This window comes from Campylobacter sp. CFSAN093226 (assembly GCF_012897595.1).
Taxonomy (GTDB): domain Bacteria; phylum Campylobacterota; class Campylobacteria; order Campylobacterales; family Campylobacteraceae; genus Campylobacter_D; species Campylobacter_D jejuni.
In genome coordinates this window covers 1,094,623-1,111,095 of the sequence record NZ_CP040608.1, presented here as the reverse complement: position 1 = coordinate 1,111,095, position 16,473 = coordinate 1,094,623, and the positions used below count along the sequence as shown (strand labels likewise).

Annotated in this window: 19 protein-coding genes; 15 read left to right on the top strand and 4 right to left on the bottom strand. The window is 31.2% G+C overall.

Annotated features, from left to right (window positions below; genetic code table 11):
- Positions 1-22: 22 nt before the first annotated feature.
- Genes FBF02_RS05760 through argS form a run of 4 tightly spaced genes read left to right on the top strand, consistent with a single transcriptional unit; the run spans position 23 to position 4,116 of the window.
- The gene (locus FBF02_RS05760) at positions 23-1,651 is read left to right on the top strand and encodes a hypothetical protein (protein WP_002858264.1); all 1,629 of its coding nucleotides are present in this window, start codon (positions 23-25) and stop codon (positions 1,649-1,651) included.
- A complete protein-coding gene (gene gmk, locus FBF02_RS05755) occupies positions 1,648-2,271 on the top strand; it encodes a guanylate kinase (RefSeq protein WP_002860253.1) in 624 nt (207 codons plus the stop codon). Before FBF02_RS05760 ends, gmk begins: the two co-directional genes overlap by 4 nt.
- A gap of 1 nt (position 2,272) precedes the next feature.
- Complete coding sequence (locus FBF02_RS05750; RefSeq protein WP_002852866.1) at positions 2,273-2,512, top strand: twin-arginine translocase TatA/TatE family subunit; 240 nt, start codon at positions 2,273-2,275, stop codon at positions 2,510-2,512.
- A gap of 11 nt (positions 2,513-2,523) precedes the next feature.
- Complete coding sequence (argS, locus tag FBF02_RS05745; protein WP_002858328.1) at positions 2,524-4,116, top strand: arginine--tRNA ligase; 1,593 nt, start codon at positions 2,524-2,526, stop codon at positions 4,114-4,116.
- 17 nt (positions 4,117-4,133) lie between these two features.
- Here argS and FBF02_RS05740 read toward each other — a convergent pair whose 3' ends face one another.
- Positions 4,134-4,442 (bottom strand): multidrug efflux SMR transporter, encoded by a 309-nt coding sequence (locus tag FBF02_RS05740; RefSeq protein ID WP_002780599.1) that lies wholly within the window; start codon positions 4,440-4,442, stop codon positions 4,134-4,136.
- The gene (locus FBF02_RS05735; RefSeq protein ID WP_002777281.1) at positions 4,442-4,783 is read right to left on the bottom strand and encodes a multidrug efflux SMR transporter; all 342 of its coding nucleotides are present in this window, start codon (positions 4,781-4,783) and stop codon (positions 4,442-4,444) included. Before FBF02_RS05735 ends, FBF02_RS05740 begins: the two co-directional genes overlap by 1 nt.
- 108 nt (positions 4,784-4,891) lie before the next feature.
- Between FBF02_RS05735 and FBF02_RS05730 the strand changes: the two genes are divergently transcribed.
- The 5 genes from FBF02_RS05730 (at position 4,892) to FBF02_RS05710 (ending at position 8,597) form a co-directional block, all read left to right on the top strand.
- Positions 4,892-5,599 (top strand): YebC/PmpR family DNA-binding transcriptional regulator, encoded by a 708-nt coding sequence (locus FBF02_RS05730; protein ID WP_002780603.1) that lies wholly within the window; start codon positions 4,892-4,894, stop codon positions 5,597-5,599.
- 9 nt (positions 5,600-5,608) lie between these two features.
- Positions 5,609-6,091 (top strand): peptidylprolyl isomerase, encoded by a 483-nt coding sequence (locus tag FBF02_RS05725; RefSeq protein ID WP_002858090.1) that lies wholly within the window; start codon positions 5,609-5,611, stop codon positions 6,089-6,091.
- A 163-nt stretch (positions 6,092-6,254) separates the two neighbouring features.
- Positions 6,255-7,676: an outer membrane tyrosine kinase gene (gene omp50, locus FBF02_RS05720; RefSeq protein ID WP_002858383.1), complete on the top strand. Its 1,422-nt coding sequence runs from the start codon at positions 6,255-6,257 to the stop codon at positions 7,674-7,676.
- Positions 7,677-7,686: 10 nt separating this feature from the next.
- Positions 7,687-7,914, top strand: coding sequence for a hypothetical protein (locus tag FBF02_RS05715; protein ID WP_002822505.1), 228 nt, complete (start codon positions 7,687-7,689; stop codon positions 7,912-7,914).
- An 80-nt stretch (positions 7,915-7,994) separates the two neighbouring features.
- Positions 7,995-8,597 carry a DedA family protein gene (locus tag FBF02_RS05710; RefSeq protein ID WP_002865243.1) on the top strand — a complete coding sequence of 201 codons (603 nt, stop codon included), beginning with the start codon at positions 7,995-7,997 and terminating at the stop codon, positions 8,595-8,597.
- Here the strand turns inward: FBF02_RS05710 and FBF02_RS05705 are convergent.
- Positions 8,556-9,521, bottom strand: a complete 966-nt coding sequence (locus FBF02_RS05705) for an L-lactate dehydrogenase (protein ID WP_002916444.1) — start codon at positions 9,519-9,521, stop codon at positions 8,556-8,558. The two genes, FBF02_RS05710 and FBF02_RS05705, sit on opposite strands and share 42 nt — an antisense overlap.
- A gap of 66 nt (positions 9,522-9,587) precedes the next feature.
- On the opposite strand from FBF02_RS05705, the gene FBF02_RS05700 reads away from it, so the two are divergent.
- From FBF02_RS05700 to copA, 6 genes are all read left to right on the top strand, one after another.
- A complete protein-coding gene (locus FBF02_RS05700; RefSeq protein ID WP_002858457.1) occupies positions 9,588-10,364 on the top strand; it encodes a threonine/serine exporter ThrE family protein in 777 nt (258 codons plus the stop codon).
- On the top strand, positions 10,361-10,855 hold the full coding sequence (locus FBF02_RS05695) for a threonine/serine exporter family protein (protein WP_002831613.1): 495 nt from the start codon (positions 10,361-10,363) through the stop codon (positions 10,853-10,855). The genes FBF02_RS05700 and FBF02_RS05695 overlap by 4 nt, the downstream gene beginning before the upstream one ends.
- Before the next feature lie 69 nt (positions 10,856-10,924).
- The gene (locus tag FBF02_RS05690) at positions 10,925-11,188 is read left to right on the top strand and encodes a zf-TFIIB domain-containing protein (protein WP_002831611.1); all 264 of its coding nucleotides are present in this window, start codon (positions 10,925-10,927) and stop codon (positions 11,186-11,188) included.
- Positions 11,189-11,263: 75 nt separating this feature from the next.
- Entirely contained in the window at positions 11,264-12,214 is a 951-nt protein-coding gene (czcD, locus tag FBF02_RS05685) for a CDF family cation-efflux transporter CzcD (protein WP_021034233.1), read from the top strand.
- Positions 12,204-12,398: a cation transporter gene (locus FBF02_RS05680; protein WP_002852760.1), complete on the top strand. Its 195-nt coding sequence runs from the start codon at positions 12,204-12,206 to the stop codon at positions 12,396-12,398. The genes czcD and FBF02_RS05680 overlap by 11 nt, the downstream gene beginning before the upstream one ends.
- Positions 12,398-14,503, top strand: a complete 2,106-nt coding sequence (copA, locus tag FBF02_RS05675; RefSeq protein WP_002858014.1) for a copper-translocating P-type ATPase CopA — start codon at positions 12,398-12,400, stop codon at positions 14,501-14,503. Before FBF02_RS05680 ends, copA begins: the two co-directional genes overlap by 1 nt.
- Here the strand turns inward: copA and FBF02_RS05670 are convergent.
- Positions 14,493-16,394 carry an NAD(P)/FAD-dependent oxidoreductase gene (locus FBF02_RS05670; protein WP_002857910.1) on the bottom strand — a complete coding sequence of 634 codons (1,902 nt, stop codon included), beginning with the start codon at positions 16,392-16,394 and terminating at the stop codon, positions 14,493-14,495. The genes copA and FBF02_RS05670 overlap by 11 nt on opposite strands.
- Between the last annotated feature and the right edge of the window lie 79 nt (positions 16,395-16,473).

Genomic DNA, 16,473 nt, shown 5'->3' with positions numbered 1-16,473 from the left:
TTATTTTTTAAGGATTAAAGTGATGAAAATTTTACTTTTAAATGAAAACCCTGTAGTTTCAAGACTTGTAAGCCTTAGTGCTAAAAAAATGTCTTATGATTTTGAAGAACTTAATGCTTATAGTGAAAATTTGGGTAATTATGATGTGATTGTTGTAGATAGTGATACTCCAGCACCTTTAAAAATTCTTAAAGAAAAATGCGATAGGTTGATTTTTTTAGCCCCGCGAAATCAAAATGTAGAAGATATAGATGCGCAAATTTTACAAAAACCTTTTTTACCTACAGATTTTTTAAATTTACTTAATAATAAAGATGCGAACAAGCATACATCTATTGATTTGCCAATGTTAAGCAATGATGAAAATCCTTATGCTGATATAAGCTTGGATTTAGATAATTTAAATTTAGATGATTTGCCTGATGAAAATTCTTTAGATATAAATTCAGAGGGAATGGAAGATTTGAGTTTTGATGATGATGCTCAAGATGATAATGCAAACAAAACTTTAGAAACTCAAAATTTAGAACATGAAACAATTAAAGAACAGACTCAAGAAGACACTCAAATTGATTTAGATTTAACTTTAGAAGATGGCGAAAGTGAAAAAGAAGACTTAAGCCAAGAACATACAGCTTTGGATACTGAGCCTAGTTTAGATGAGCTAGATGATAAAAATGATGAAGATTTAGAAATCAAAGAAGATGATAAAAATGAAGAAATAGAAAAGCAAGAATTATTAGACGATTCTAAAACAAATACATTAGAAATGCAAGAAGAGCTTAGCGAATCTCAAGATGATAATTCAAACAAAACTTTAGAAACTCAAAATTTAGAACATGACAATTTAGAACATGAAACAATTAAAGAACAGACTCAAGAAGACACTCAAATTGATTTAGATTTAACTTTAGAAGATGGCGAAAGTGAAAAAGAAGACTTAAGCCAAGAACATACAGCTTTGGATACTGAGCCTAGTTTAGATGAGCTAGATGATAAAAATGATGAAGATTTAGAAGATAATAAAGAATTACAAGCTAATATAAGCGATTTTGATGATCTTCCTGAGGTTGAAGAGCAAGAAAAAGAAATGGATTTTGATGATCTTCCTGAGGATGCTGAATTTTTAGGTCAAGCAAAATATAATGAAGAATCAGAGGAAAATTTAGAGGAGTTTGCTCCTGTTGTGGAAGAAGATATTCAAGATGAAATAGATGATTTTGCTTCAAATTTGAGTACTCAAGATCAAATCAAAGAAGAACTAGCTCAACTTGATGAGCTTGATTATGGTATTGATAGTGACAATAGTAGCAAGGTCTTAGAAGATTTTAAAGATGAACCAATTTTAGACGATAAAGAATTAGGAACAAATGAAGAGGAAGTGGTTGTGCCAAATTTAAATATAAGTGATTTTGATACATTGAAAGAAAGTGATATACAAGAAGCTCTTGGAGAGGAAATCTTAGAAAAAAATGAAGAGCCTATAGTAAGTGATGTAACTAAAGATGATAATAGCGAAGAGATAGTTAATGAGCTTAGCCAAAGCATAGCAGGAGCGATCACTTCAAGTATTAAAGATGATACCTTAAAAGCTGCTCTTAAGGGTATGAATATGAATATAAATATAAACATTAGTTTTAAAGAGGATTGAAATTGCAAGGTTTTGTTTTGTTGATTTCAGGTCCTAGTGGTGCTGGAAAATCAACTCTTTTAAAAAAACTTTTTGATGAATTTGAAGATGAGCTTTATTTTTCTATTTCTTCAACAACTCGCAAACCAAGAGAGGGTGAAAAAAATGGAATACATTATCATTTTATATCCCATGAAGAATTTCAAAAAGGTATAGATAGTGATCATTTTTTAGAATGGGCTAGAGTGCATGAAAATTTTTATGGTACTTCTTTAAAGCACACTCAAAATGCTTTAGATAATGGAAAAATAGTTGTTTTTGATATTGATGTGCAAGGATTTAAAATAGCCAGAAAAAAAATGGCTGATAAGATTGTTTCTGTTTTTATTACTACAAAAAATAAAGATGAGTTAAAAAAAAGACTTATTAAGCGAAATACTGATACAATAATACAACTAGAAAAAAGATTACAAAACGCTAGTGATGAAATGAAAGAGCTTAGCGAGTATGATTATCTTATCATTAACGATGAGTTAAAGCAAAGTTATGAAGCATTGCGAGCGATTTTAATCGCCCATAAATTTAGAACCAAAGGGCAGAATCTAGGGCAAATTCAGAATATTTGGAATGAAGGAGAATAAAATGGGTGGTTGGTCAAGTCCAAGTCATTGGTTGATTATTTTATTGATTGTTGTATTGCTTTTTGGAGCAAAAAAAATTCCAGAACTTGCAAAGGGTTTAGGCAAAGGTATTAAAACTTTTAAAGATGAAATGAATAATGATGATGAAGTAGCAAAAAATACTCAAAAAATAGAAGAAAACAAAAACACAACTAATAATACAAATGCTGATGCAAGTATAGACGAAACAAAAAAAGCTTAAGGTTTAGTCTTTTGAAAAGTATTATTTTTAATGAAATTAAAAAGATTTTAGAGTGTGATTTTGCGCTTGAAAATCCAAAGGATAAAAATTTAGCACATTTTGCTACCCCTTTGGCTTTTTCACTGGCTAAGGAATTAAAAAAATCCCCTATGTTGATCGCTAGCGACTTAGCGAGCAAATTTCAAAATCATGATTGTTTTGAATTAGTTGAAGCTGTAAATGGGTATTTAAATTTTAGAATTTCCAAAACTTTTTTAAATGAACTTGCAAATCAGGCTTTAACAAATCCAAATGATTTTACTAAAGGAGAAAAAAAACAAGAAAGTTTTTTGCTTGAATATGTGAGTGCAAATCCTACTGGGCCTTTACACATAGGACATGCAAGAGGCGCTGTTTTTGGAGACACCTTAACAAGACTTGCAAGACATTTGGGCTATAAATTCGATACAGAATACTATGTCAATGATGCGGGTAATCAAATTTATTTACTAGGGCTTTCTATTTTACTAAGTGTGAAAGAAAATATACTTCATGAAAATGTTGAATATCCAGAGCAATATTACAAAGGCGAGTATATAGCGGATTTAGCAAAAGAAGCTTTTGAAAAATTTGGTAAAGAATTTTTTAGCGAAGAAAATATCCCTAGTTTGGCTGATTGGGCAAAAGATAAAATGCTTGTTTTGATTAAACAAAATTTAGAACAAGCAAAGATTAAAATTGACAGCTATGTAAGCGAAAGATCGTATTATGATGCTTTAAATGCAACTTTAGAATCTTTAAAAGAGCATAAAGGAATTTACGAGCAAGAAGGTAAAATTTGGCTTGCTTCTTCGCAAAAAGGCGATGAAAAAGATAGGGTAATTATCCGTGAAGATGGACGCGGGACTTATTTGGCAGCAGATATTGTTTATCATAAAGATAAAATGAGTCGTGGTTATGGAAAGTGTATTAATATTTGGGGAGCAGATCATCATGGTTATATCCCTAGAATGAAAGCTGCAATGGAATTTTTGGGATTTGACTCTAATAATCTTGAGATTATTTTAGCACAAATGGTTTCCCTACTTAAAGATGGAGAACCTTATAAAATGAGTAAAAGAGCAGGAAATTTTATCTTGATGAGCGATGTGGTTGATGAGATAGGAAGTGATGCTTTGCGTTATATCTTTTTGAGCAAAAAATGCGATACGCATTTGGAATTTGATATCAGTGATTTGCAAAAAGAAGATAGTTCTAATCCTGTATATTATATCAACTACGCACACGCTAGAATTCATCAAGTGTTTGCTAAAGCTGGTAAAAAAATCGATGATGTAATGAAAGCTGATTTGCAAAGTTTAAATCAAGATGGCGTAAATTTGCTTTTTGAAGCTTTGAATTTAAAGGCTATTTTAAACGATGCTTTTGAGGCTAGAGCTTTGCAAAAAATTCCTGATTATCTTAAAAATTTAGCTGCAAATTTTCATAAATTTTACAATGAAAATAAAGTTGTAGGCTCTGCAAATGAAAATGATTTGCTTAAATTATTTTCTTTGGTTGCTCTTAGTATTAAAACCGCATTTTCTTTAATGGGCATTGAAGCGAAAAACAAAATGGAACATTAAAACAGCATTTTGCTGTTTTAATAATTTAGCAAAAATACTGCTATTATCACGATAATGATACCTAAAATTCCTATTTTGTTTAATTTTTCTTTATATAAAATCCATCCACCAAGACAAGTTCCTATGATGCCTATAGCACCCCAAGTTGAGTAAGCTATGCTTAAAGGAACATATTTTAAAGAAAAAGAAAGTAGAAAAAAAGCAAGTATAGCATTGACAATCGCAGCTAAGCCCCAAATTTTATGCTTAAAACCATCTGATTTTTTTAGTAATAAATTTGCTACGATATCTAACAATGCCGATAGAACAATGATAAAAATATACATTATTCTTTAACCTCGCCTATATTAATCATGATAATTCCAACGATAGAAAGAACAATGCCTAGAATTTGAGTTAAGGTTAAACTCTCTTTAAAAACTATAAAAGAAACTAAAAGTATAAGAATAATCCCTAAAAGTTCCCATACAGCATAGGCTATGCCTACTTGAATTTTTTTAATCGCTTTGCCCATAAAAAAATAAGAAAAAGCTATAAATAAAGCCATAAATATATAGCCTAAAATTTGATTTTCCATTTTTAAAAAACTAGTGCCTAAAACTTCAAATACAATAGCAGCAATCAAGAAAAACCAAGCAACAAAAAGTTCTTTTTTTGCGATATTCAAAAAGCTTCTCCCCAAAAATAAATGGTAAAATCATACCATTTAAAGCTTTAATTAGCCTTTTTAGTTTATACTTTTAAGTTTAAAAATCTTTAAAGAAAGTGAGAATTTATGGGACGAGCGTTTGAATACCGAAGAGCTTCTAAAGAGGCTAGATGGGATAAAATGAGTAAGCTTTTTCCTAAGCTTGCTAAAGCCATACAAGTAGCTGCTAAAGAAGGTGGCACTGATCCTGATATGAATCCAAAATTAAGAAGTGCTATAGCTACAGCAAAAGCAAATAATATGCCAAAAGATAATATAGATGCGGCTATTAAGCGTGCGAGTGGAAAGGATAGCGCAGATATTAAAAACATTCATTATGAAGGAAAAGCTGCGCATGGAGCTTTGGTTATAGTTGAATGTATGAGCGATAACCCTACACGCACCGTGGCTAATGTAAAAGCTATTTTTAGCAAAAATGGTGGAGAAGTTTTACAAAATGGATCTTTAGGCTTTATGTTTACTAGAAAAGCGGTTTTTCATCTTGAAAAATTTGCAGGAGATTTAGAAGAATTAGAACTTGATTTGATTGATGCAGGACTTGAAGAATTAGAACAAAATGAAGAAGAGTTAGTAATTAGCGGTGATTATACTGCCTTTGGTGAGCTAAGTTCTGCTATAGAAGCTAAGGGTTTAGTTCTTAAAAAAGCAGGGCTTGAGTATATACCAAACAATCCTGTAAGCTTTAGCGAAGAACAGCTTAGCGATATAGAAAAACTTTTAGATAAGTTAGAAGACGATGATGATGTTCAAGCTGTTTATACAAATATAGATTAAGGAGAAATAATGATAAAAACAATTGACACAAGCAAAGTAAACGAATATAAATTTGCTCTTATAGAAACTGAAAAAGGCACAATGAAACTAAAACTTTTTGGCGATGAGGCTCCACAAACGGTTTGTAATTTTGCTACTTTGGCTAATGAAGGGTTTTATAAAGATTTAAATTTTCATCGTGTGATCCCAAATTTTGTCATACAAGGAGGTTGTCCACACGGCAATGGTGTAGGTGGGCCTGGATATGAAATCATTTGCGAATGTGATGATCAAGAGCATAAGCATGAGCGTGGAACCTTATCTATGGCACACGCAGGACGCGATACGGGTGGTTCTCAATTTTTCATTTGTCACAGCCCTCAAGCTCATTTAGATGGAGTTCATACTGTTTTTGGGCAAATTGATCCAAAAGATGAAGAAAGTTTGGAAGTTTTAGACTCCATACGCCAAGGAGATAAAATTTTAGACATAAAAATTTGCAATAAAATTTAAAAATTTAAAATTTTAAAACTTTTTTGAAACTACAATATTTACAAAGCTAGTCATAAGTTTGACTAGCTAAAAATGATTAATGTATAATTTTTTTTTAAACTTTTTTTTCTATAATCACAATTTTAATTTACTAAATGTAACAAAATTACAAGGAGTTATGATTATGAAAACTAAGTTTTCACTTATTTTAAGTGCTTGTCTTCTTTCATCTTCACTTTTTGCTAAAAATACAGATGATGAGATAACCAAGCTTCAAAAACAGCTTGCACAAATTCAAGCTGAACTTGCAGAAATCAGAAAAGAAAGGGAAGCTCAAGCTAAGCAAAATGAAGCTGTAAAAGCTGAACTTGCCGATCTTAATGATAGAGCCGATGAAACAGAATTTCAAGCTGCTTTAAGTAAGGTTAAATTTGGTCTTGAGTTTTCAACAGCAGTTTCAAATACAAACTATAAAGTTAGCGGACAAGATTATAGCGCTAATAACAAATGGATGAATGAGCTTCATTTAAATATGAATGCTGATATTAATGATAAAACCAAATTCTATGGTCGTTTATCTATGGCTAAAAACTGGTCTCAAATGGGTTGGAGTGGAAGTCCACTTGACTTAGATGCAGGAAGAAATACAAGATCAAGCGGGCCTGTACTTTATGTAGATAGAGCTTATCTTGACTACTATATCACACCTGAGTGGATTGCAACCATAGGAAGACAGCCAGGAACCGATGGTCCAGGAAGCAACCTTAGAAACAATGCTTTAAGACAATCAACTTATCCAGCTTTAGCAATCAATGCTTTAGGTGATGCAGCAGTGATCACTTATAAACCTGAAAGTTTGCAAGATCATAAGGTAGCTATCCGTGCAGCTTATGGTAAAACTTATCAATGGGATGAAGAAAGTGGTAAAGTAAGAGACTGGATGAGTGATCAAAAAGATGCTGATGCAAATCTTTACTATGCTGCAGTAGAAGGAGAGCTTCCTATAGAAGGTATGGGAGATAATCTTATTATCTTCAATGTGGCTCATATGACTGATTTTGCATTGCCTATTCCAGGATCTATGTTATTGGGTGATGATGATGAAGTTGTTAATTTAGGTAATCTTACTTTAGCTAATATTCATTTTGAAAATTACAAAGCTTTTGGAACAAATTTTAATTGGTTCGCATCTTTGGGATATTCTAATGGAAGCAATAATGAGATAAATCCATTATTAAGCATAGCTCTTCAAAGTAAAGGTTATGGCAATGGTAAGTTCAATGAAAAAGACGGCTATGCTGTGCATGTAGGCGGACGCTATGATTTTACTAAGGCTTTAAAAGTAGGGTATGAGTTCTTCTGGGGAAGTAGATACTGGTATACTATGAGCCGTCCAAGTATCAATGATCCGCTTAATATAAGAATGACAAGAGGAACGGCACATGATTTTTATGTGATTTATCAACTTGATAGATATCAATTCTTACGCTTAAGCTACACCAATATCCAAAACATTTGGGGTAATCGTGGCTTACCATTTGGTGGAGCGAAAAAAGATAAAGCAAGAGCTGATAATATCATGTTAATGTATAATGTAAAATTCTAAGGAGCAAAAGATGAGAAAAATACTTTTTGCAAGTTTATTACCTATCATTGCTTTGGCTGATTGTGCAAGTTTGATGGCAAAATACGAAGCTCCAGAGCCAGAGTCAAAAACAATGAAACAAGTTGAACGCTGGATTAATAAAAAAGTTAGCGATCCAGCTGATGCTGCTGTTTTAAAAGAGTGCATGATCGCTCGTGCAGCAGACAATCCAAATCAAGTTTCAGTTGCAGGTAAATAAAAAAAGCGGTGTAAAACCGCTTTTTACTGTTTAATCTTTTAAGCTACAATTTTTTAAAATTTTCTTCAAATAAGGCTAATATGCAAGAAATCATTTCTTTTATTGTTGAGACGGCTAGTGCTTGGGGGTATTTGGGTATTATTATCTTAATGACCTTAGAGAGTTGTTTTATACCTTTTCCAAGTGAAGTTGTTATGATACCTGCTGGATATTTGGCACATAAAGGCGAGCTTGATATCACTCTTTGTATACTTAGTGGGACTTTAGGTTCTGTTTTAGGGGCTTTGATTAATTATTATATTTGCTTTTTTTGGGGTAAAAATTTTGTATTAAAATGGGGTAAGTATTTTGGTATAAACGAAGTCAAATTTGCTAAATTTGAAGAATTTTTTAACAAACATGGGGAATTTTCAACCTTTACTTGTCGTCTTTTGCCAGGGATTCGTCAGTACATCTCTATGCCTGCAGGTTTGGTAAAAATGAAACTTATAAATTTTATACTTTTTACTGCACTTGGTAGTGCTATTTGGGTGGCTATACTTGTATTTTTGGGTTATTATATAGGACAAAATGAAGAGTTGATTAAAACTTATTTAACTCAAATTTTAATCATTATAATTGTTTTTGTGATTTTAGCAAGTTTAATTTATATCAAAATCAAAAAGCCTTTTAAAAAGGCTTAAATTTTTATCTTTTACGCTTTGTATAGCGTTTTTGATTTGTTGTTTTGAATTTTCTAATTTTGTTTTTTCTTTTTCATTGAATTTTAATTCAAAAACCTTTTCTATACCATCTTTTCCTATGATAGCGGGCATTGAAAAAGCTATATCATCAAAAACCACACTTACAGGATGTAAACTTTTTCTATCTTCTAGGATGGCTTTGGCTAAATTTGCACAAGAAGTTCCTATGCCAAATTCTGTTCTTCCTTTGCGTTCATAGATGAAATATCCCTCGCTAATCACAGCTTTTTCGAGTTCTTGTATGTCTAAATCTTTGCCTAATTTTTGCTTGTAAAAATCTAATAAATTTTGTCCTAAAACGCTTGCATTAGAAAGTGCTGCAAACTGAGAATCTCCATGTTCACCAATCATACAAGCAAAAATATCTTTTGAATTTATGTTTAAATCTTTGGCTAAAAATTTCTTAAGTCTTGAACTATCTAAATTTGTTCCACTACCAAAAACATGATTTTTAGGTAATTGGCTTAATACTTGAGTGTAGTAAGTTATGGTGTCATTTGGATTTGTTGCGACAATGTATTTGCCTTTAAAATTAGCATTTTTTAAGGTTAAGACAATGTCTTTAAGTTCGAGGATATTGTTTTGAAGTTCTACTAAGCGACTAGGTAATTCTTTTAAGCTTTCTTTTCTAAAAGCTAAAATGATAATATCGCAAGAAGCTAAATTTTCTAAATTTGGCACATGAAAAATTTTTGTATAAGAAAAATGAATGGCTGACATATCTTCCAAATCTCTTGCATGAGCTAGAGCTAAATCTTGTTTTATATCATATAAATAAAGTTCTGAGCAAATTCCTTGAGTAGCTATGCTATAAGCACTAGCAGATCCTACATAACCTAAACCAACTATACCGATTTTTGCCATTTTTTCTCCTTATTTATTTTAAAATTTGCTATAATTATAACAAATTCAATCAAAGATTATTAAAATATGGAAAAACCTGATATACAAAGATTAACTAATTTTTTAATCGTATATACTAAAACTTTGCTAGGTGCTGGAACTTATACAGCTAGGGTGGCAAAATGCGTAGGAAGAATAGCTGAGGTTTATGGCTATGAGATAAATATCAATTTCTTTTTTCATCATATTACTTTAAATGTTGTAGATATGGATGATAACTCCATTCAAAGAACTTATGTTATACCCAATCATCATGCCCATGTTAATTTTAAACTTATTTTTGATTTAAGTGCTTTAAGCTGGGCTATATATGATCACAAATACGATCTTGAAAAAGCAAAAGTCGTTTTTGGGCAAATTTCTCAACAAAAAAAGCATTCTTATTTGCTTAATCTTTTATTTGTTTCTATGGCAAATTCGGCTTTTTGCAGGCTTTTTGGTGGTGATTTTGGTGCTGGAAATTTAGTATTTTTTGCAACTTTTGTGGGATTGTTATTAAGATATATTTTAACTAAAGCAAAGATTGATTTAAGAATTCAATACATCCTTTGTTCTTTTATCTCATCATGGTTTGTATTTTTTGGACTGGATATGGGATATACCAATACTTCTGATGTGGCTTTGGGTTCTAGTATCTTGTATCTTATACCAGGGGTATTTTTTATAAATTCTGTGATTGATATATTAAAAGATCATATTTTAATGGGGCTTAGCCGTATTATCAGCGTGGCTATTTTGATTTGTTGTATAGCACTTGGAATTTACATGACGCTTAGTATTTCGGATTTTGGGATTTTAAGATGATTGAATTTATTTTAAGAGATATGTTTTTTGCTGCTGTGGCGGGATTTGGCTTTGCTTATGCTTGTAATCCACCTTTAAAAACCCTTATTTTATCTGCTCTTTTAGCGGCAATTGCACATGGACTTCGTTTTACCTTGGTGGAATATTTTCATTTTCAAACTTTAGCAATTGCAACTTTTGTTGCTTCATTTTGCATAGGATGTTTAGGAATTGTTTTAGCAAAAATCATCAAAACTCCTGCTGAAATTATCGCTTTCCCTGCTCTTATTCCTATGATACCTGGAATTTATGCTTATAAAGCGATTTTGTATCTTATTTCTTTTATACGCAGTGATGATTTGAAGGCTAAGTCTGAATTTTTAGTTCAATTTTTTGATTATTTTTTTACAACTGTTTCTGTGACTTTGGCTCTAGCTATAGGAGTGAGTGTTACCTTGCTTATATTTTTTGAACAAAGTTTTATGATGACTAGACATGCAAAAAAACATTAAAACTTGTTGTAAATTTGTTTAATATTTCTTTTTATAATTTTAAGTCAAAAATTTAAAAAAAGGTATTGTATGTTATGTCCAGTTTGTAATGTAGATTTGGTTATGAGTGATAGGAGTGGAGTTGAGATTGATTATTGTCCAAAGTGTCGTGGCGTTTGGCTTGATCGTGGAGAGCTTGACAAAATCATAGAACGCAGTGTCCCTAATACAGCAAATTTTAACCAAGCTCCAAGACAAGAGTCAAGATATAATGACTCAGCTTATCATCAGCACAATGACTATTATAAAAAGAAAAAGAAAGAAAGTTGGCTAGGCGAGCTTTTTGACTTTTAATTTTTATAAAAATAACAAATATTTATATCCTTTTTAGCTTAATATCTTAAAATGTCAAGCAAAAAAGGATATAAGATGTATAAATTTTTATCACACGAGCCTTTAGCTAACAAATCTTGTCATCATAATCACGAAGAACATTCTCATGAACATCATCATTCCCATGCCGATGCAAGGAGTGTGGATAAAAAGATTTTAAAAATTTCTCTTTTAATGACTTTTTCTATGATGCTTGTGCAATTTATTTATTCAATCCTTTCAAATTCTTTGGCACTTTTAAGCGATACTTTGCATATGTTTTCTGATGTTTTTGCCTTAGCTCTTAGTTTTTTAGCCATTATAGCTGTAGAAAAATGGCAAGATCATCAAAAGACCTTTGGGTATTTTCGTCTTGAAGTTTTAGTGGCTTTTATCAATGCTTTAACCATTATTTTATCGGCTTTATTTATCATTTATGAGGCTATAGAAAAATTTATCAATCCAAAAGAAATTGACGCTAAAACCATGATAATTGTAGCTATTTTGGGCTTTTTGGTAAATGGGATTAATGTTTTGATGATGTTTAAGGGTGCAAATTTAGAAAATGTCAATATGAAGTCCGCTTTTTTGCATATGATGAGCGATTTATTGGGTTCTTTAGCGGTTATTATAGGTGGGATTGTGGTGTATTTTAGTGATATTGTTTATATAGATACGATTTTAGCTATTGTATTATCAATCTTGCTTTTAAGATGGGCGATTATCTTGCTTAAACAAAGTGCTAATGTCTTGCTTGAAAGTTCTCCTGTGGATATAGAAAAAGTAAGACAAGTTTTGCTTTTAAATCCTAGTGTGGATGAGGTAGTGGATTTGCATATTACTCAAATCACTAATAAAATGCTAGTAGCCTCTATGCATTTAAAAGTAAGAGTTTGCAATCTAAAGGAATTTGAAAAACTATCTCAGGATTTATCTCATAAGTTGTTGCATGAATTTGAAATCGGGCATATTACCATACAACCTATAAGGAGTGAAAATGAAATTTAAAGTAAAAAATGTTAATTGCATGAATTGTGTAAATTTGATCAAAAATTCTCTTGAAGATGAATTTGGAAATATAGAAGTGGATTTGGAGCAAAAAATTTTAAGTTTAAATTTAGAAGAAAATCAAGTATCAAATTTTACAAAAGAATTTCAAGATTTAGGTTTTGAGATTGTAGAGCGTTTATAATGGAAGAATTGCGTATAAAAATAGGCAAAATGACTTGCGTTAATTGTTCTAATGCTATAGAAAGAGCTTGTAAAAAAATTGATGGTGTTAAAGATGCTAGTGTTTCTTATGTGAATTCTAGCGGGGTTTTTTTACTTGAAGATCAAAAAAAACGCAAGGATATCATCGCAAAAATTAAAAATTTAGGCTTTGAAATTTTAGAAGATGAACAAAGCTTGAACGCATACAAGGCAAAAAAACACTTAGAATTAAGAAAAAATTTGCTCTTAAGTATAGTTTTGAGTGTGATTATTATGTATTTTGAAATGTTTGTTAAAAGTTCTTTTTCTCAAAATATCCAAATGGCTTTGAGTTTTTTTGGGATATTTTATTGTGGGAGAGACTTTTTTTCTCATGCTTTTTTAGGCTTTAAAAGCAAAAATTTAGATATGAATACCCTTGTAGCTTTGGGGACTTTGAGTGCTTTTGTGTATTCTTTTTTGGTGTATTTGCAAATTTTTAAAGAAGAAGATTTGTATTTTAGTGGTGCAATGATGATTATTTCCTTTGTGCTTTTAGGAAAATATCTTGAAAGTAAGGCTAAATTTAAGGCACAAGATTATCAAAGAATTTTAGAAAATATAGACACAAAAAAGACAAAAATTTTGCTTGAAGATGAAAGTATCAAAGAAATTTCAAGTTCTTTTGTTAAAAGTGGCGATGTACTTTTGGTAAAAGAAGGAGAAAGCATTGTTGCAGATGGAGTAGTGCTTTTAGGGAGTGCAGAGCTTGATATGAGTTTTTTAAATGGGGAGTTTTTGCCTGTTTTAAAAAAAGAAGGCGATGAAGTTCAAGCAGGAGCAGTAGTTTTAAATGGTGCTTTAAGGATCAAAGCAAACAAAAAGGCCATGGATAGTACTTTAGAACAAATCAAAAATCTAGTTTTTGAAGCAGGAAGTATCAAAAGTCCTTTGGCAAATTTAGCAGATCAAATTTCTAAATACTTTGTAGGGGGTATAATATTTTTTGCTTTTTTAGTTTTTGTTTTTTGGGTGCTAAAAGCAGATTTAAATACAGCTTTTTTACACTCTTGTGCTGTGCTTTTGATCTCTTGTCCTTGTGCTTTAGGTCTTGCAACGCCTATAGCTTTGGTTGTGGCAAGTGCAAATGCGGCAAAAAATTTCATTCTTATTAAAAATCCTGCTGCTTTAGAAAAATTAGCCTTAGTTAAGTATGCTTTTTTTGATAAAACGGGTACATTAACAAAGGAAAATTTGAGTATTTTTAAACACAATCTTTCTAAAGATGATTTTGATAAATTATGTCAAATTGAAAGTTTAAGCTCTCATCCTATAGCTAAGGCTTTACATAAAGATCATTTTTTTGATTTAAAGGGTGAGGGAAGAGTGATTGTGGGTTCTGGTATAAAATACAAAGAAGATAATGATATTTATCTCGCAGGTAGTGCGAAGTTTTTGCACGAAAATGAAATTGACACAAAAGAAAGTGATATCTTTTTTGATACTTTTAAAGAATATATTAGGGTGTATTTTGCTAAGAATAAAAAGTGTTTAGGCGGTGTTTTGTTAAGCAATGCTTTAAAAGATGGAGCCAAAGAGCTTGTGTTAAATTTAAAAAAGCAAAATCTTAAAACTTTTATTTTAAGCGGCGATCATGTAAAAAATGTAGAAAAAATAGCCAAAGAATTACAAATAGACGAATTTCACGCTCAGCTTAAGAGTGAAGAAAAACTACAAATCATTCAAAAATTTGAAAAAACTCTTTTTGTAGGAGATGGGATCAATGATGCGGCAGCTTTATCTGCTGCAAGTGTGAGTATAAGTTTTTCAAAGGCAAATGAACTTGCAAAAAAAACAGGGGATTTTATCTTGATAAAAGATGATTTATCAGCTATTTTTAAATGCTTTAAGCTTGCTAAAAAAACACGCAGTATTATTAAGCTAAATCTTTTTTGGGCTTTTATTTATAATGTACTTTGCATTCCCATCGCAGCAGGATTTGTACCTTTTATCGCTTTAAGTCCTCATATAGCAGCACTTGCAATGTGTTTTAGTTCTGTTACTGTAGTGTTTAATTCTTTAAGGCTTAGAAAATCTAAGCCTTGATCTCATTAATAGCGCGATAAGCTTGGTCGATAGCTGAATGCATATAAGCTGACCAATCTGAATCTGAATTAGCTATAACAATATTGCCAAAAGGTTTTCTAGCTATAAGCCTGGTTTGCTCTGCAATTTTAGGATCATCATAAAGACTATTTTCTGTATAGGAGTAACAATGTCCCCAGCGATTTACAACAATTGCTAATATATCTTTTTCGTGGTTAAAACCTGCAGTTCCCAACATTCCTTGAAGCTGCCCCCTAATGATTTTTTCATGTTCTTCAAAACTCATGGTAAACAATAGATTTCTACCTACTCTGGCTCTATCTCTTGCATCAAGCCCTTCAAGATCAATACCTTGAATATTGGCTAGAGCTAAAGGAGAGCAAACCATATGAATACATATAGGTTTTTTTGGATCTCTTGGATGATGATAGCCACCCATATCAACCGGATAATCAAGTTTTGTTCTAGCGTAAGGCATTTTTGGTGAATAAATTTCATGAACCCCTAGTTTAATAAATGGTTCCCAATTGCTTATAATTACTTTGGTGTGAAGTAGAGATGTTTTTACATTTTTACTTAAGGCTTCTTTTTGTTCTTTAGGTAAACTAGGGATAATATAAGGAATCATATTGTTATAATTAGCCATTACAACATTTTTTGCTTTAATTCTATATTTTTTTCCTTGATTGATATAGCTTATTAAGGTTCCATTTTTTGTATTTTCTACATGAATAACAGTACTATTTAATCGTAAACGAACTTTATTATTAGAGTCATCAAGTTTTGAGTAGTCAAAATGAGCTAAGGTGATATCGTCCATATCTTTACCTTTTTGTGACACTGTAGGAATCAGCTTTCTTACCATTAATCTTGCTACTGTAGCATTTCCATCGGCGCAATGATAAATGTAAGGTTCTTCCATTTCGGCCAAAGCTTCTCCTTCGATAGGATCAAGTCCTAATTTATCAAACCCAGGTAAAAAAGAAATTCTTGCATCCTCACAAGAGATTGCATCTATACCTAAAGCTAAAAAATCATCCGTCATTCCCTCGAAAAATGTTATAGCTTTTTGGGATAATTTTACTTTTTCTTCTAAGAATTTTTTATAACTTGTTTTAGCCATATATTCTTCTTTTTCCTCTTTGCTTAAACCTTTGAGATAGTCTTTATTGCTTTTAAAAAGGGATATTAACTCTCTTTTATCTTTAGAAGTCATAGGAAAATCTTTAATAAAATTTTCAATACTTTTTCCATTATTTTTAGAATCTGGGATATCATCACAAATAACTTTTCTAGGATTTCCATTGACAACTTTATCAACACCAAAATTTTCTTTTGAAAAATATACCCCTCTGCTTAATTTTAAATCTGGGTAAAAATTTACATCAAATCGTTTTGCTAATTCATCTATACTGACTCCAAGTGATTTTAAGAGTTCGATTACTTCTTTAGAATAAAGTGCTTTTGGGGATTGAAAACTTTCACTTCCTCCGTAACTTAAAATGGTTCCTTCATCAAGTTGTATTTCATTGCGTCTAGCATGTCCTCCAAAATCATCATGATTGTCAAGAATTAAAATTTTTTTATTTTCCCCAAATTTTTGTTGATAAAAACAAGCTGCAGCTAGTCCACTGATTCCAGCTCCAACGATTACTAAATCATAATTTTCTTTAGGTTTTATACTGCTAAAACCAAATTTATCTCCATCTCTTAACATGTGAGCGTATTTATAGCTTTTATTATTACTACCTCTTAATCCAAGTAGATTGGGAGGATAGTATTCTTTTGTAAAGTCTTCAATTTTACTATCTTTTCCATAGAGTAATTGTAAGGGTGTCATGCCTGCAACGACAGCTAAGGCCATGCCATTAAGAAAGTCTCTTCTTTGCATTTTTATTCTTCTTTCTAAATAATTTATAAAAAAATATTGTAGCTAAAGATTACTTATATTATTATTATTAAGCAATATC

Coding starts and splice junctions, on each gene's coding strand:
- FBF02_RS05760 (WP_002858264.1), top strand. CDS start 23: ATGAAAATTTTACTTTTAAATGAAAACCCTGTAGTTTCAAGACTTGTA.
- FBF02_RS05750 (WP_002852866.1), top strand. CDS start 2,273: ATGGGTGGTTGGTCAAGTCCAAGTCATTGGTTGATTATTTTATTGATT.
- FBF02_RS05740 (WP_002780599.1), bottom strand. CDS start 4,442: ATGTATATTTTTATCATTGTTCTATCGGCATTGTTAGATATCGTAGCA.
- FBF02_RS05730 (WP_002780603.1), top strand. CDS start 4,892: ATGGGACGAGCGTTTGAATACCGAAGAGCTTCTAAAGAGGCTAGATGG.
- FBF02_RS05725 (WP_002858090.1), top strand. CDS start 5,609: ATGATAAAAACAATTGACACAAGCAAAGTAAACGAATATAAATTTGCT.
- omp50 (WP_002858383.1), top strand. CDS start 6,255: ATGAAAACTAAGTTTTCACTTATTTTAAGTGCTTGTCTTCTTTCATCT.
- FBF02_RS05715 (WP_002822505.1), top strand. CDS start 7,687: ATGAGAAAAATACTTTTTGCAAGTTTATTACCTATCATTGCTTTGGCT.
- FBF02_RS05710 (WP_002865243.1), top strand. CDS start 7,995: ATGCAAGAAATCATTTCTTTTATTGTTGAGACGGCTAGTGCTTGGGGG.
- FBF02_RS05705 (WP_002916444.1), bottom strand. CDS start 9,521: ATGGCAAAAATCGGTATAGTTGGTTTAGGTTATGTAGGATCTGCTAGT.
- FBF02_RS05700 (WP_002858457.1), top strand. CDS start 9,588: ATGGAAAAACCTGATATACAAAGATTAACTAATTTTTTAATCGTATAT.
- FBF02_RS05695 (WP_002831613.1), top strand. CDS start 10,361: ATGATTGAATTTATTTTAAGAGATATGTTTTTTGCTGCTGTGGCGGGA.
- FBF02_RS05690 (WP_002831611.1), top strand. CDS start 10,925: ATGTTATGTCCAGTTTGTAATGTAGATTTGGTTATGAGTGATAGGAGT.
- czcD (WP_021034233.1), top strand. CDS start 11,264: ATGTATAAATTTTTATCACACGAGCCTTTAGCTAACAAATCTTGTCAT.
- FBF02_RS05680 (WP_002852760.1), top strand. CDS start 12,204: ATGAAATTTAAAGTAAAAAATGTTAATTGCATGAATTGTGTAAATTTG.
- copA (WP_002858014.1), top strand. CDS start 12,398: ATGGAAGAATTGCGTATAAAAATAGGCAAAATGACTTGCGTTAATTGT.
- FBF02_RS05670 (WP_002857910.1), bottom strand. CDS start 16,394: ATGCAAAGAAGAGACTTTCTTAATGGCATGGCCTTAGCTGTCGTTGCA.